Here is a 12,676-nt window from a genome sequence, read left to right as displayed (position 1 = left end):
ATAGATAATATATCCAGTTAAATCTAAAGAACTGTAAAAGGTAAACCGATAAAGATAAAGGGACGAAAAGTTAATGGGGCTGTCCAAGAAGTCTGGTAGCTGTTGATCTCCGCTCCAGGCTGCTCGCTTTCCGCGGGGCGTGCGGTGAGCCTTACCGGTGTGAACGCCTACTTTTTGGCGCAAGCGCCTGCGAGAGTCTCACCTGTCACACTAGTCCCGCAGGAGTCTCGCACCTTGCACTCCAATCAACTTTTCATTGAAGATTTTTCACGTCAAAGGAGCTACCTGAAGGTCAATTTTCGACTTTCAGGACAGCCCCCCTAAATATAGAGGGGAAGTTTTTTATGAAAAGGTCGCTAATCACTGTTTTCACATTTGTTCTGGGTCTATGTTTGTTTTTCCCTTATACGATTTGTAACAGTTAGATTTACATCAACCCACATACTTAAGAACTACCTTATAGAAAATATTTACATTCAGACAAGACGCTTATATACTTAAATAATAGGTATAAATAACCACGAAGGGGAATGATCGATGAAAAAAACAGTACATAGTATAATAATGCTAACGGCTTTAGTGCTAAGCGTTATTCATTTTACTACCATTAAAGCCTCTGCCTCTGATTCAGTACAAAATGCAACACCCATTGATTTAAACAAAGAATACCTATTCTCAGGCTCACAGGAAGATAATTTTTACAAGATAACGGTCCCTCAAAACGGGAGGCTGCAAATAAAAATTAGCAACGAAACAGATTATTACAGAGAGTTTTCTTTAATAAATTCAAAAGGAGTTAAATTGTTTACCGGCAGTACAGATTATAGTGAATACGCTGATGGATATGCCTCTCATACTATTGGAGTTACTCCAGGAGTATATTACATAAATGTTTATAATGATGAGCCTGATAGTGTTTCTTACAAACTAGGAGCCTATTTTACGCCTAGTGAGAACTGGGAGAAGGAACCTGATAATGATGAGAAAAAAGGGGCAACTGCTATTCCGGTCAATACATCATTCAACGGAGCTGTTGACAGCTACGAGGATTCTGATTTTTATACATTTACTACTACCAATGATGGAGTTGTAAATATTAAACTTAGCAACAATTCCGGTATTCCTTTGGAGTATGAGCTTTTTAATGACAAAGGCGTTTCTCTTCAAGAGACATGGACAGATTACAGTGATTATGCAACTGGATACAGTAATGTTACACAAGGCCTTCCTAAGGGGAAATATTACATTCAAATCGTAAACGACGACGACGCGTATAACAACAAAAATAATCATGTGTACTCGTTTAGAATTGATTTCAACGCTAATAACTTTTGGGAAAAAGAGAGTAATGATACTGCTCAAGAAGCAACAAATTTAGAGTTGGATCAGTATTATCAAGGGGTGACACCTAATGAATATGATGAGGACTTTTATACCTTTAACCTATCTAAAGGAACGACCATACAGCTAAATGCTCTTAACTTAAAAGAAGACTACACAAGGTACACTATTATTGACAGCCATGGCAATGAAAAAGCATACCTGGAAACCAACAGCGGCGCCTATGCTAACGGCTATAAAACAAGCCGGCTTTATTTACCAGCAGGTTCATATTTCTTAAATATGCATAGCTATGATAGTGATAACCACTTAAATTTAGTTTACAAATTTGCCATAAAAACCGTTTCGCCGTCAGTTAAAAGTTCAGACGTTAAAATAACTAATAACAAAGGAAAAAGCGATAAAGTTTATGTGAAAAACCTTCTAAAAAACGATATCATTAAAATTTACAGCAGTAAGAGTAAACTGCTTGCTTCTAAGAAGTCTGAGGGTTCTTCCACTACAGCTTATATTAAACAGCTTGGTAAATCTGCCGGGTCGGTATATGTTACACTAACAAGAGATGGTCGTTTGGAAAGTAGTAAGGTAAAGGTGAATTATAAGGCTGAGAAAAAGTAATTGTTTTTAATATGTGACCACGGGTAATTCCGTGGTCTTATTGTCCCTTTGATGTGTTAGCATCCTACTTTAATTATTGCAGTTTTTCCATTTTTCGAGAGTGAAACTTCATCAGATGGGAAATAACAATCGATCCAATAGTTCCTTTGGTTCACGCTCCGTATGGTCTTCTTCTCCATTTTTAAGAAGATCAACTGCATCTGCATATCTTAGCCACGTTTCAATACTTGAGACAACAATTCTCGCATCTACTGTAATGAGTTCTAATCCAAGCACCGATATCTTTGCGTATATATCGATGACAATGCCTTTATCCAAAATTCGGTCCACTACTTCAACAAGGCTGGAACCATCACTGCATTTTTTGACATGCATTCCTTATCCCTTCTCTCATTAGTATTTTCAGTTGCCGATTACAAATCCGCTCACATCTTCTATTCTGCATCTCCAATAGGAAGAAGGAGGAACCTGATTGCCTTTAATTTGTACATTTTTTAGATGAATATAGGCAGCAGCTTTGTGGTCTCCCGCCCCTTTACTTGCCTCATAAAATTTCTGACTCAGTAATTTTGCTTCATCGTCCTCATTTTTTTCAAATCGCTTCCCGCATTCCATTAAGTATTCCTTTGCAGAAATAATTGTCCCAGAGACTAGCACCCCATCGACGGTCAAATGTAGATTTACTTTTATATCATGGTGATTTGCTGTTATCACGAGGGTTTCGAGAACGGGATCCTCACGATTTTCGTGACGCACATCCAGTCACTCCCTTCCTTAAATTAACCTTTCTAAGTCAAGAACATCTAGCGGATTGTCTATTCCATCCACGTGTTTTCGCTCCAGCAGCGCAGCTCTTGAACTAAAATAAGGATCTGTTTCCCACCAGTCGAGTCCAACTTCTTTTGCCTTATCTATAGATGCAACGATGAGTCTGATTTTTATGGTTAATAACTCAACATCTGCAAGGTTGATACGTATGTCTCCAGCAATTACGACACCTTTGTCCAAGACTCTTTCAAAAACATCTACAATGGAACCTGCCTGCAGAGAATGTTCTGACAGCATGCTGTTCTCCTCCTTAACACGCACAATATTTAACCCTAAAGCAAACTTCCAAATGGACCGAGATCTATATTCAAATCTTCAGCGTCAAGGCCAAAGCCTTCTTTCAATTCTTCCATTTTTTCTTCCAGGTTCATCAAGGCTATACCAAGATTTTCAATTTGCTCGTCCGTCAGCGTTCCACCCTCCACCCGCCTCATCGCATGACGTTCGACAATTTGCCTGAGAAGCTCAACGACGGTCAGGACTAGCTGCGCAAGTCCGTGTTCGGCATTGTCAGGATCAAGCTGAATCCTACCATTTGTTCCGCTTGCCTGTTGCATCGACTAACTCCTCCCTCTGCCTATCGAATTGATCAGATGTGACGGGCTTTCGGTTGCCTGCTTTTGATTGGACAAGCGTTTCAACTGAAGCAATCAGAACCCTTAGATCCAAATACACTAGATCTACACCTGCAATCGAAATAATCAAATCACCTTTAATTGCCACACCCTTATCCAGGATGACATCTAAAATATCAATAAGTGCTATATCCTTATTTTTAACTGATTCTCTAAGAGACATCTGTCAGATCCCTCACTTTTTATGAAAAACTGGAGAAATGGTACGCCGGCCATGGGCCTGTAGCTTCGAATCTCCAGCCAGTGCCGCCAAGTTCCTGGTTAAACTGCTTCATTTCTTCCAAGAAGCTTTCCACTTTCGGAATCGGAAGAAAAAACACGCTGTTCCAGGCCATATTTTCTTTTAGACCTGTGACATCTTTGCTCCAATTTTTCTTAATAGCTGCGTGAAGCGAGTGCTCCTTCAGCTTCTCATGCACTTGTTCACAAACTCGATTCTTCTCATTTTCAAGCTCATCCTCAATCAGCTTATCGATCTTTTTCTTTTCGAAAAATTGTCTTCCGCGAGGCAGCTCGCTTATTTCCTGTTTCTTCGCTTCAATTGCGGAATTGTTTTCACTTACCTGCTTTTTCAGTTCATGATCGTCAGAATAGATTTTCACATTCCATTCTTCATTTCCCTGAAGCGTGGAAAGTGTCTCTTCAATCCTCGTTTCATTGGATTGAATGGTTTGCTTCAGGCTATCTTCATTCTTATAGATCGTGCAAAACTTAAGCGGAATGATTGTGAAGCTCTTATAAAGGGCGGCAACCGTTTCATGATGATGGAACGCTTTTTCCTGCAGCCAGTCCATATCCCTATCGATCTTGTCTTTAATGGCTTCTTCTGAATAATGATCAGAATCCAGTTTGCAAACAACTGCGGTGACATTGTTGATCGGAATGGTGTATAGCTTGCGTTCACCATCAAAGCCTGTGAAAGATGGGAACGATTGATGTGCTGCCGCTTCTTTAGTCGGTATCAATCCATATAAATAAATCAAGTCGCCCATCTTGTACCCCTCGTTTCACCAATTCTGTCAGTTGTCCATTTATTCTGATCTTGTCTTTTATTCAATCGCATTCTCTGAATTGGATGTACATTCAATCCAATCAGTCCATGCATTTCGTTCCTTTTCTCTGGCATCTTCGTACCTGCACAACCATTGTAAGTATTGCTGGTCAAACTCTTCCTTAGCCAGTTCTCCGTTTTCATAACTAACTTCCAGCATCAGTAGCTTTTTTTGTATTATTCCAACATCGTAAAGTTCCCGGTCTGCCTCCTCCTTTACTTTTTCAGCTGTCATCAGTAAAAGCTTTAAAGGAAATAAAAGAATGGAAATCATGAGCTCTGTTCAGCCTGAAGCCGGATTTCAACAAAATTATAAGCAGGCCATGGACCAGTATAGACAAAATCAGCTTGATCCCTCCAAGGTTCACACAGACTATCCACTAGAAGATCGAAGGCTTCTTCCTCCTCTTTTTTGATTAAGTAAGAAGCATTCAGCAGCATCGTTTCGGTTAAAATGCTGTTCAGCCGGGATTGATCAGCAGCAGAGGAGAGTTTTTTATGAAGATTCTCGTCAAACTCTTTCCTTAATGTGAGAAAAAACTGTTCAGCCCTTTCACCTTGTTTAATACGGTCTTTAGGGCTTATTGATCGTTTGTGAAAACCGGATTCGGCCTCCCCAAGCTTTTTTAAGAGCCACTTCTTTTTTCCAATCACTTTCAGCCCAACTTCTATTTTCCCGCGGATTGAAGGAAACATATTTTTTAGCTGAGGATAAAGCCGCTGAAGCATAGAGACTGCTTCCTGATATGATCTGACAACGTGCCCGAAGCTAAACGGAAAGACCGCTTCACTTGTTTCTAAAAAAGAGCCAATAATCTTCTGGTGTATAAGCAGGTTTTCCTTTGATGGACGAAGATTAAGAGGAACTTCCACTGCAGCAAGAACCATGTCCTGATAAGGAACAAAAATCAACTCTCGTTCCCTTGAGGCAAAATAAATACTCTCGGATTTACTGCTCTTATACTGAGCAATACAAAATACATACAATCCCTTTTTTTCTGCCATTACTCCCAATGTCCTGTCTCTCCCCTGTTCTTTAAATAGATGCGCGAATACGAAATAACTTCATTCTCGCTGTTCAATTTCACCTCATAAACTCCTACTATTTCATCTCTTGCATATTTTCTCATATATTCTTTTTCCTCTATAATTTCAACCACAGCCCTAAAGCCTCCATCTTCGGGTTCAACTGAAGGAATTTTATGGGGCGGAGAAAGATGTTCAGTAAAAAAATGTTCAATAATCTCCAGTGTTTTTTGCATAGATCAAACCCCTTTCTTTACATCCTATTAATGTTAGATTTACCATTTTTATCTTTTTTATTAATAATATGCTGCAATCAAATAGATCTTGGATTAATAGTGCTTATGAGAAGCTTAAATCATGCAGAAATAGAGAAAAACATTTTGTATATTTGTGGAGTGTAGATTATATGCTCCAGCTGATTGACTATAAGTTTAATTTATTAAAGATGACACTAGGCAGCATTGATAACCATTTCTTATTCATGGTTTAATTCATCCTTCCTACTATTTCCTGCTGTGACAAATATTATGTGGATTTCCGCTTTTCTTATAGCTGGATGTGCTACTAATGATGATAGGATCCGGCACCCCAAGAGAAAGAGCAAAATAATAAAAATTAAAGTTGATCAAAGGATTTAAATTATCCAGCAATCTGATGAATGGAAGGTATTAAAGTGCCCCTCAAAGGAGCTTCAGCCACGTTTGTTGCTCCTGTTAAAACATACAACAAAAGTGACTTGAACAACTGGAGTGCAGTTGTTCGTTTGGTACATGGGAAGAAATCATTCCTTTTCACAGGGGATACGAAGTTCAAATCAGAAACCGACATGATCAACTCTAAGCAGAACTGCAAGCTAACGTTTTAAAAGTAGGACATCATGGAGCGAAAACGTCAACCAGCTCGGCTTTTGTTAAAAAGGTGAAACCGCAATATGCGGTTATTTCTGGGGTAAAAACCATTATGGCCGCCCTACGCAAGAAGTGTTGAACCGTTTAAAGCCTGCGAAAATCTTACGCACCGATCAAAAGGGATCTATCGTATTTACAACAAACGGCAGCACGTTATCAGTAAAAACGGAGAAAAAGTAATGAAGAAAGTTAAGGGGATTATTGACCGCTTTGAAGGCGAGTATGCTATCATCGAGTTCGGCAATAAAACCGAAGACATCCTCCGCACCTCTCTCCCCAAACAGGCAACTTACAAGAGTGAGAGTACCACAAGCCTAAACATACGGTTATGACTGATTAAATAATCCTGTAATCCAACCAAATACATTGCTATTTGAAAAGATATAAAAAACGGCAGCAACGCTGCCGTTTTAGTCATCCCAAACTTCATCCATTAGGTCTTCGATTTCTTTTCTCAATTTTTCAATTTCCTCTTTATCAACGACGATCTTATCATTCTTAATATAGATTACATCACCGACCTCTTTTCAGATATTCTTCTGTAAAGCCATTAACCGTATGCGGTTCTTTAATTAAATTGCTTGCAGTAATAATCAGTTCTCCGATAGTTTCCAACCTTTTAGCGTAATGAACATGTTCAGGTTTTTGGTTTCATACCTGATTGTGTATTTCTTTCTAGAATTGTCACGAAAGGGCTTCAGGTAATCTTTCAGGATTGTTTTTCCTCCTTGATAGCCAAGTTGGCGAATTTCATCAAGCAAACGCTCTCCATTAAAAACATGATCTTCCATCATACGCCTATGTAAGTACTCTTTATAAGAGTCGAGCTTGCTTTTTTTTCTTTCGTTTCTGCTTCGAAGGAGCAGTTGTCGAGTGGATGTGTTTTCTAATTGTTTCCCGGTCCATCTGCAGCTCCCTCGAGATGTCTGATATGCTCATTTCATTCCTTTGTTGTACATATCTTTAATCATAAAAAAGTCCCCTTTACTAATCATGAACCATAGCTCCTCTCAAACCTATGGTTCTATTTTAGATGGGGAATTTTATTCCGGCTATATTGGGGATTTTAACATCGGCTTTAACAGTCTTACACCTATCAAAAAAAGGAAGAAAAATCCTCACTTTTGGGTTAGATCAAGTTTATCTTACTTCTTCTTTTCTTTGTGATCCTAACACGTTTTGTCATAGGAATTGAATTGATTTCAGGCAACTCCATGAATCCTACAATTAAAGATCATAATCTAATATTTATCAGCAAATTATTCTATACTCCGGAAAGGGAAAACATTATCCTTGTAGAAAATAACGATGGCATGACGATTATTAAACGATTAATAGGCATGCCAAATGATATAATCGAAATTAAAGATCACACTATTTATGTTAATAATAAGCCTCTAAAAGAAAATTATACAAAAGGGCTCACAGAAGATATGAAGAAAGTAACACTTAAAGCCGGCCAATACTTTGTCATTGGGGACAACCGTAGTCCAGTAGAAAGCCTTGAGTGCAGAGATCCCGCACTGGGACCTATTTATAGATCTCAAATGAAAGGTGAGGCTTTGTTTTCATTGCTTCCATTCGGTAAATTAAACCATTAATTTAAGACGAACTTCTTTTCTCCCAATAAGAAAAACACCCGACCAGGGGGTGTTTTTTCTTTTGTCTCTTTTAATAGTTGACTCGATTTTTTAATCATAATAATTTAAACTCCCTCGTTAAATCCGGCTACATTGTTTCTTGCACTGCGTAAAATTTATGTGAAGACGAAAATTAAATGTTGAATCATTTCTCGCAATATTGACACAAAAAGAACATACAAGACAAGAGCGTTCTAAGTTTTCGAATATTTATTCCTATTTTCCCCTGTATAAAAATCATTGGTATGGCCGATATAAAAGGCAAAAGGGGGGAAATATTATGAAAAGAATCCTTATTATTCTTGGAGTGGTGATGATGGCGATGACTGTACCGGTCCATTCTGCCAAACAGGATATATTAAGATTCAGTGGCTATGACTGGATCATCAAAGAAAGTGGAGACCGTACGATCGGTCCGGGGCCAAATTACTGGTCCCGGGACAACGCATGGGTTGACAAAAATGGGAAGCTGCATTTGATAATTACGAAACGAAACGGCATTTGGTATTGTCCGCAAGTCGTTAACACGAAGGCGCTTGGCTACGGAACATACCGATTCTATGTAGAAGGCCGAATTGATCAGATTGATCCGAATGCAGTGATCGGATTATACACCTACGATAGCAAATCAATTGATGCTAAAGCAAACAACTACAGAGAAATTGACATTGAATTCTCTGATTGGGGAAATCCACAGCCGGCCCGTGCACAATACACGATTCAACCGTCAGCCATAAAAGGAAACTCGTATTTGAAGCCTTTTAGCCTTAAGGGAGGCAACACCACTCACAGCTTTACATGGGAACCAAAACTGATTACGTTCTCATCCATTCATGGCCATTACAAAACACCGCCATCTAATAAATACGTTATCTCCTCATGGACCTATAAAGGAGCAAACGTACCAAATCCTAGCCAGGAACGAGCGAGTATCAACTACTGGCTATTCCGAGGAAACGCTCCCCAAAATAAGAAAGAAACCGAGATTGTCATCAAAAATTTCGAGTTTATTCCTTATAAAAAATAGCATCCCTCGGGATGCTATTTTTACGACTACAACTTATAATATCGTGCTTTCATGGAAGAAACATTCTTGAATGCATTGCGTGTATCAAAAATGACCTTTGCCACGCCTGCAATTCGCTCATAATCAAATATGGAATGATTGGTTGCCAGCAGCACGAGGTCAGCTTCTTGAATCATTTCATCGGAGTATGGATAGGAGGTTATAATCTCCCCATCAAGAACAAAAGATTCTACGTACGGGTCGATAATAGACAACCGTGCCCCATTATCCTGCAGTTTGGAAAGTAGCGGCAGAACTGGTGATTCTCTCAAGTCTCCTATATCAGGCTTATACGCAGCTCCTAGAACTGCAATCGTACTGCCCTTTACCGCTTTAGATTCCTCATTTAAAGCTTCTGATAACCTTTGATAAATATATGTTACCATTCCATCATTGATCTCACCGGCGAGTTCAATCATTTTTGTCGATTGCATTACTTCCTGTGCTTTATAAGTTAAATAATATGGATCAACAGGAATACAATGTCCACCTACTCCCGGACCTGGATAAAAGGGCATGAACCCATAAGGCTTAGAACCGCTTGCGTCTACAACTTCCCAAATATCAATGCCAGATTTTGAGCAAAATTGCGCTGTTTCATTGACCAGAGCGATGTTTATATAACGGAAGGTATTTTCAAAGACTTTTGCCATCTCCGCAACCTCAAGTGAAGAAACTGGATGAGCATTCTCACCGATAAAAGCTGCGGCAAGACTCGTACAAACGGGCGTTGTTCCACCCACGATTTTTGGTGTGTTGGAAATGCCAAACGACTTATTACCAGGATCCACGCGTTCCGGTGAATACGCTAAAAAGAAGTTTTCACCCATGATAAAGCCTTTCTCGGCAAGACGGCTTCTTAGGTATTCGTCGGTTGTCCCTGGATAGGTCGTGCTTTCCAAAATGACAAGCATCCCCTCGTGCCCATAGCGATCGATCTGGTCCGCGGCACTTTTTATATACGACAGATCAGGCTGTTTATGTTCATCGACAGGAGTCGGCACACAAATAACCGCTACATCGGCATGTTCAAGCATTGAAAAATCAGTGCTTGCCGATAATTTCTTAGAAGTCACGGCATCTGCAAAAGATACAGGTTCTATATCTGAAATATAGGTAATCCCTGTATTAACAAGATTTACTTTTTCCTCTGAGATATCTAGACCAATGACCTCGTAACCCTTTTTCGCTTTTTCGTAAGCTGTCGGAAGACCTACATAACCCAATCCAATGACAGCCACTTTCGCCTGCCTACTTCTTATTTTATCCTCAAGCATCTCAGCGCATGTATATGATAACGCTAAACCCATCATTTCATCCCCCTATTATCTCGTTCCCCAGCCAGTTGATTTTAATGTGAATAAAGCATAGATCCGCAACGGAAACAGCAAACATAAATGAATGAGCCCATATAGCGGAGCCATTAAGAATACGAGCGGACGTTTTAATATATAGAATACATTCCTTGCATAAGCAGAGATCGACAAATACGCGAGATAGTAAACCAATAAAATAAACCCTAATGTGTGTATTTTGAAACAAAGAGCTATAATGATTGCAAAACCGAACAAAATCCATAGAGACAGTTCCAAAAGCACCCATATAAGCGTGACCGGTTTTTTTAAACCGATGCGAAAAGCGATCAAACTTTCCCTGAAGAATGACTTGTTCCATCGGATCTGTTGCTTCAAAAATTGACGCAGCGAGGACGGAACATCAGTAATACATTTGGCGGTTGATTGATAGACCGTTTTCCCTTTAAGGATGGCATAATTCGTTAAACAACGGTCGTCCCCGAATTGAACCATCTCCCCCAAAAATGTTTGTGATCCGTAAATCTCCAGGTTATCCAGGACAACCTCACTCCGGTAGGCGCTGATCGGTCCGGAACAAACGAGAATGTTGCCCGTCACGCTCTGGGCAGCCCGCTCAACACGAAATGCGTTGTCATACCTCATATCAATCAATCTTGTAAACCAGTTTTCATCCCGGTTCCGGGCGTTAATGTGACCCGTCACAGCCATCACCTTGGAATCGTTAAAAGGAATTAACAATTCACGGACAGCATTGGGATATAGATAGCCGTCGGAATCCACTGTCACAAAGATATCTCCGGTTGCTCGTTCAAACGCCCAAATCTGGGCATGCCGCTTGCCGGAATTCTTATGTAGCCGATGCACAACCAAGTTTTGGAATGGATGTACGGACCCTCCTGATTTCCCGGAAGCTGCTACTTCTCTCCATGCAGTTTCCATCTCTTTTTTCAGTTGAATAATTGCCTCATACCCGGACTGATCCGGACTCCCATCATCCACAAAAAAGATCTCATGAATGGGGTAATCCTGATCCAAAATACTTTTTACCGTCTCAAGAACAGCTTTAGGCTTTTCATTGTAAGACGGAATGAAAACCGAAACCTTCAAATCGGCTGGGTCTCCCAAAAAGGGCTTATATTTAAAGGATAGAAGCATCTTAACGATAAGGTACGTCACCATAATGGATCCATAAACGCCCATAAAAAGATTAATCTTTCCCTTAACCTCAAAATTAATCCAGCATAATGCCGCCAAGGTCACAACAAAAAGAAAAAATACCCAGGCTTTTTTCAATAAATTTTCATTCGACACCTTTTCACATCCCTTTTAATTATCATTTACTTTTTCTGTAGATAAATAGATATTATTGTAAAATAACAAATTGAATTCTAGCATAAGAAAAAATTCCAAGCAATCACCGTTTTGGATAATATTGAATAAATCTGTTATAAACATTCTATTTTTATAGGTTCTTACTACTACAAAACATCCATTTTATGTTTTAATTAACTGTAATTACAAAATGATCAATCCTTAATTTAATTATTTTAAAAAAATACTATATATAAAAAATAAATAGGTAAATAGTCTTTTCATTATCTGATTAATCGCTTTCAAAGTGATACAATAGACCCATTTTTCGAATGAATTACAGAATAAATGAACTGATTAAAAGACTTATCGAGACGAAAATCGTTTAAAATTTAGTTTTAATGAGTGGGTCTTTATTACCTTTTTTCTTTATAGAGATAAAAGACAAGATTCTCATCGGAAAGATAAAATCTATTTAAAATTTAAAATAAATATAACACCATACTTAAAGGGAATTTACGTCGAGCGATAATGGATAAATCTAGGGGATTAGTTGAATAGGGGAACACTTTATGATTTTTTACCTATCATTACTTTGAGGATCGATTGGATTTTTTCAAGAAAGTTTATGTCATATTGGATTACAGGTTGGAATTAAGAATACCAAGAGTAAATGTTGAAATTTTCTTACTATAATAAACATTGGTAATACAAAAAAATAACTCCACAGTGTGTTCTTTAGACGCATCAAGTGATAGACCAGAAATATCTTGAGAAACACCAGCTTCAGTTACAGCAACTTTAACACCATCAATTTTGATTGCAGCACTAGCTTTAACTGGGGAAAAGTAAGAAACTTTAACAGATTAAGTACATCGTTGTTTTACAAAAAAAAACCCAAAGAGTATTACACTCTTCGGGATTTTTCACTTTTAT

The 12,676-nt window shown here is 38.8% G+C and carries 17 protein-coding genes and 1 pseudogene; 6 read left to right on the top strand and 12 right to left on the bottom strand.

Annotated elements, in window-relative coordinates; all coding sequences use genetic code 11:
- Nucleotides 1-102 precede the first annotated feature (102 nt).
- The gene (locus OKX00_RS03710; protein ID WP_265409474.1) at nucleotides 103-324 is read left to right on the top strand and encodes a hypothetical protein; all 222 of its coding nucleotides are present in this window, start codon (nucleotides 103-105) and stop codon (nucleotides 322-324) included.
- A 213-nt stretch (nucleotides 325-537) separates the two neighbouring features.
- On the top strand, nucleotides 538-1,959 hold the full coding sequence (locus OKX00_RS03705; RefSeq protein ID WP_265409473.1) for a hypothetical protein: 1,422 nt from the start codon (nucleotides 538-540) through the stop codon (nucleotides 1,957-1,959).
- A 111-nt stretch (nucleotides 1,960-2,070) separates the two neighbouring features.
- Here OKX00_RS03705 and gvpA read toward each other — a convergent pair whose 3' ends face one another.
- Genes gvpA through gvpO form a run of 9 tightly spaced genes read right to left on the bottom strand, consistent with a single transcriptional unit; the run spans nucleotide 2,071 to nucleotide 5,735 of the window.
- Nucleotides 2,071-2,334: a gas vesicle structural protein GvpA gene (gene gvpA / locus OKX00_RS03700; RefSeq protein ID WP_265409472.1), complete on the bottom strand. Its 264-nt coding sequence runs from the start codon at nucleotides 2,332-2,334 to the stop codon at nucleotides 2,071-2,073.
- A gap of 27 nt (nucleotides 2,335-2,361) precedes the next feature.
- Nucleotides 2,362-2,715 (bottom strand): gas vesicle accessory protein GvpU, encoded by a 354-nt coding sequence (gene gvpU / locus OKX00_RS03695; RefSeq protein ID WP_265409471.1) that lies wholly within the window; start codon nucleotides 2,713-2,715, stop codon nucleotides 2,362-2,364.
- An 18-nt stretch (nucleotides 2,716-2,733) separates the two neighbouring features.
- Nucleotides 2,734-3,024: a gas vesicle protein gene (locus OKX00_RS03690; protein WP_265409470.1), complete on the bottom strand. Its 291-nt coding sequence runs from the start codon at nucleotides 3,022-3,024 to the stop codon at nucleotides 2,734-2,736.
- A 35-nt stretch (nucleotides 3,025-3,059) separates the two neighbouring features.
- A complete protein-coding gene (locus OKX00_RS03685; protein ID WP_265409469.1) occupies nucleotides 3,060-3,344 on the bottom strand; it encodes a gas vesicle protein K in 285 nt (94 codons plus the stop codon).
- A complete protein-coding gene (locus OKX00_RS03680; protein WP_265409468.1) occupies nucleotides 3,316-3,585 on the bottom strand; it encodes a gas vesicle protein in 270 nt (89 codons plus the stop codon). Before OKX00_RS03680 ends, OKX00_RS03685 begins: the two co-directional genes overlap by 29 nt.
- Nucleotides 3,586-3,604: 19 nt before the next feature.
- Nucleotides 3,605-4,414 carry a GvpL/GvpF family gas vesicle protein gene (locus tag OKX00_RS03675; RefSeq protein WP_265409467.1) on the bottom strand — a complete coding sequence of 270 codons (810 nt, stop codon included), beginning with the start codon at nucleotides 4,412-4,414 and terminating at the stop codon, nucleotides 3,605-3,607.
- A 57-nt stretch (nucleotides 4,415-4,471) separates the two neighbouring features.
- Nucleotides 4,472-4,747 carry a gas vesicle protein GvpG gene (locus OKX00_RS03670; protein WP_265409466.1) on the bottom strand — a complete coding sequence of 92 codons (276 nt, stop codon included), beginning with the start codon at nucleotides 4,745-4,747 and terminating at the stop codon, nucleotides 4,472-4,474.
- Nucleotides 4,744-5,478, bottom strand: a complete 735-nt coding sequence (locus tag OKX00_RS03665) for a GvpL/GvpF family gas vesicle protein (RefSeq protein ID WP_265409465.1) — start codon at nucleotides 5,476-5,478, stop codon at nucleotides 4,744-4,746. The genes OKX00_RS03670 and OKX00_RS03665 overlap by 4 nt, the downstream gene beginning before the upstream one ends.
- Nucleotides 5,478-5,735, bottom strand: a complete 258-nt coding sequence (gene gvpO, locus OKX00_RS03660; RefSeq protein ID WP_062237593.1) for a gas vesicle protein GvpO — start codon at nucleotides 5,733-5,735, stop codon at nucleotides 5,478-5,480. Before gvpO ends, OKX00_RS03665 begins: the two co-directional genes overlap by 1 nt.
- A 437-nt stretch (nucleotides 5,736-6,172) precedes the next feature.
- On the opposite strand from gvpO, the gene OKX00_RS03655 reads away from it, so the two are divergent.
- Complete coding sequence (locus OKX00_RS03655) at nucleotides 6,173-6,364, top strand: MBL fold metallo-hydrolase (RefSeq protein WP_265409464.1); 192 nt, start codon at nucleotides 6,173-6,175, stop codon at nucleotides 6,362-6,364.
- A gap of 222 nt (nucleotides 6,365-6,586) precedes the next feature.
- Nucleotides 6,587-6,739, top strand: a complete 153-nt coding sequence (locus OKX00_RS03650) for a DUF3006 domain-containing protein (RefSeq protein WP_265409463.1) — start codon at nucleotides 6,587-6,589, stop codon at nucleotides 6,737-6,739.
- Nucleotides 6,740-7,054: 315 nt separating this feature from the next.
- Here the strand turns inward: OKX00_RS03650 and OKX00_RS03645 are convergent.
- Nucleotides 7,055-7,402, bottom strand: a pseudogene (locus OKX00_RS03645) (IS21 family transposase); the annotation flags it as partial.
- 201 nt (nucleotides 7,403-7,603) lie between these two features.
- Between OKX00_RS03645 and lepB the strand changes: the two are divergent.
- Together lepB and OKX00_RS03635 are read left to right on the top strand one after the other, a co-directional pair.
- On the top strand, nucleotides 7,604-8,008 hold the full coding sequence (gene lepB, locus OKX00_RS03640) for a signal peptidase I (RefSeq protein WP_265409462.1): 405 nt from the start codon (nucleotides 7,604-7,606) through the stop codon (nucleotides 8,006-8,008).
- 319 nt (nucleotides 8,009-8,327) lie between these two features.
- The gene (locus tag OKX00_RS03635) at nucleotides 8,328-9,074 is read left to right on the top strand and encodes a glycoside hydrolase family 16 protein (protein WP_265409461.1); all 747 of its coding nucleotides are present in this window, start codon (nucleotides 8,328-8,330) and stop codon (nucleotides 9,072-9,074) included.
- A 26-nt stretch (nucleotides 9,075-9,100) separates the two neighbouring features.
- Here OKX00_RS03635 and OKX00_RS03630 read toward each other — a convergent pair whose 3' ends face one another.
- On the bottom strand, nucleotides 9,101-10,423 hold the full coding sequence (locus OKX00_RS03630) for a nucleotide sugar dehydrogenase (RefSeq protein ID WP_416054328.1): 1,323 nt from the start codon (nucleotides 10,421-10,423) through the stop codon (nucleotides 9,101-9,103).
- Between the two features lie 15 nt (nucleotides 10,424-10,438).
- Nucleotides 10,439-11,740, bottom strand: coding sequence for a glycosyltransferase (locus OKX00_RS03625; protein ID WP_322114346.1), 1,302 nt, complete (start codon nucleotides 11,738-11,740; stop codon nucleotides 10,439-10,441).
- Nucleotides 11,741-12,676 lie beyond the last annotated feature (936 nt).

The sequence above is a fragment of the Fictibacillus sp. KU28468 genome (assembly GCF_026153615.1).
Taxonomy (GTDB): domain Bacteria; phylum Bacillota; class Bacilli; order Bacillales; family Fictibacillaceae; genus Fictibacillus_C; species Fictibacillus_C marinisediminis.
Note: the sequence above shows the minus strand (reverse complement) of the source record. Positions and strands in the feature narration are given on the sequence as shown.

What these genes read in the sequence shown, in the direction of transcription:
- OKX00_RS03705 (WP_265409473.1), top strand. Translation starts at nt 538, where the DNA reads ATGAAAAAAACAGTACATAGTATAATAATGCTAACGGCTTTAGTGCTA.
- OKX00_RS03665 (WP_265409465.1), bottom strand. Translation starts at nt 5,478, where the DNA reads ATGGCAGAAAAAAAGGGATTGTATGTATTTTGTATTGCTCAGTATAAG.
- OKX00_RS03675 (WP_265409467.1), bottom strand. Translation starts at nt 4,414, where the DNA reads ATGGGCGACTTGATTTATTTATATGGATTGATACCGACTAAAGAAGCG.
- OKX00_RS03635 (WP_265409461.1), top strand. Translation starts at nt 8,328, where the DNA reads ATGAAAAGAATCCTTATTATTCTTGGAGTGGTGATGATGGCGATGACT.
- OKX00_RS03630 (WP_416054328.1), bottom strand. Translation starts at nt 10,423, where the DNA reads ATGGGTTTAGCGTTATCATATACATGCGCTGAGATGCTTGAGGATAAA.
- OKX00_RS03685 (WP_265409469.1), bottom strand. Translation starts at nt 3,344, where the DNA reads ATGCAACAGGCAAGCGGAACAAATGGTAGGATTCAGCTTGATCCTGAC.
- gvpO (WP_062237593.1), bottom strand. Translation starts at nt 5,735, where the DNA reads ATGCAAAAAACACTGGAGATTATTGAACATTTTTTTACTGAACATCTT.
- OKX00_RS03680 (WP_265409468.1), bottom strand. Translation starts at nt 3,585, where the DNA reads ATGTCTCTTAGAGAATCAGTTAAAAATAAGGATATAGCACTTATTGAT.
- OKX00_RS03650 (WP_265409463.1), top strand. Translation starts at nt 6,587, where the DNA reads ATGAAGAAAGTTAAGGGGATTATTGACCGCTTTGAAGGCGAGTATGCT.
- OKX00_RS03690 (WP_265409470.1), bottom strand. Translation starts at nt 3,024, where the DNA reads ATGCTGTCAGAACATTCTCTGCAGGCAGGTTCCATTGTAGATGTTTTT.
- gvpA (WP_265409472.1), bottom strand. Translation starts at nt 2,334, where the DNA reads ATGCATGTCAAAAAATGCAGTGATGGTTCCAGCCTTGTTGAAGTAGTG.
- OKX00_RS03670 (WP_265409466.1), bottom strand. Translation starts at nt 4,747, where the DNA reads ATGATTTCCATTCTTTTATTTCCTTTAAAGCTTTTACTGATGACAGCT.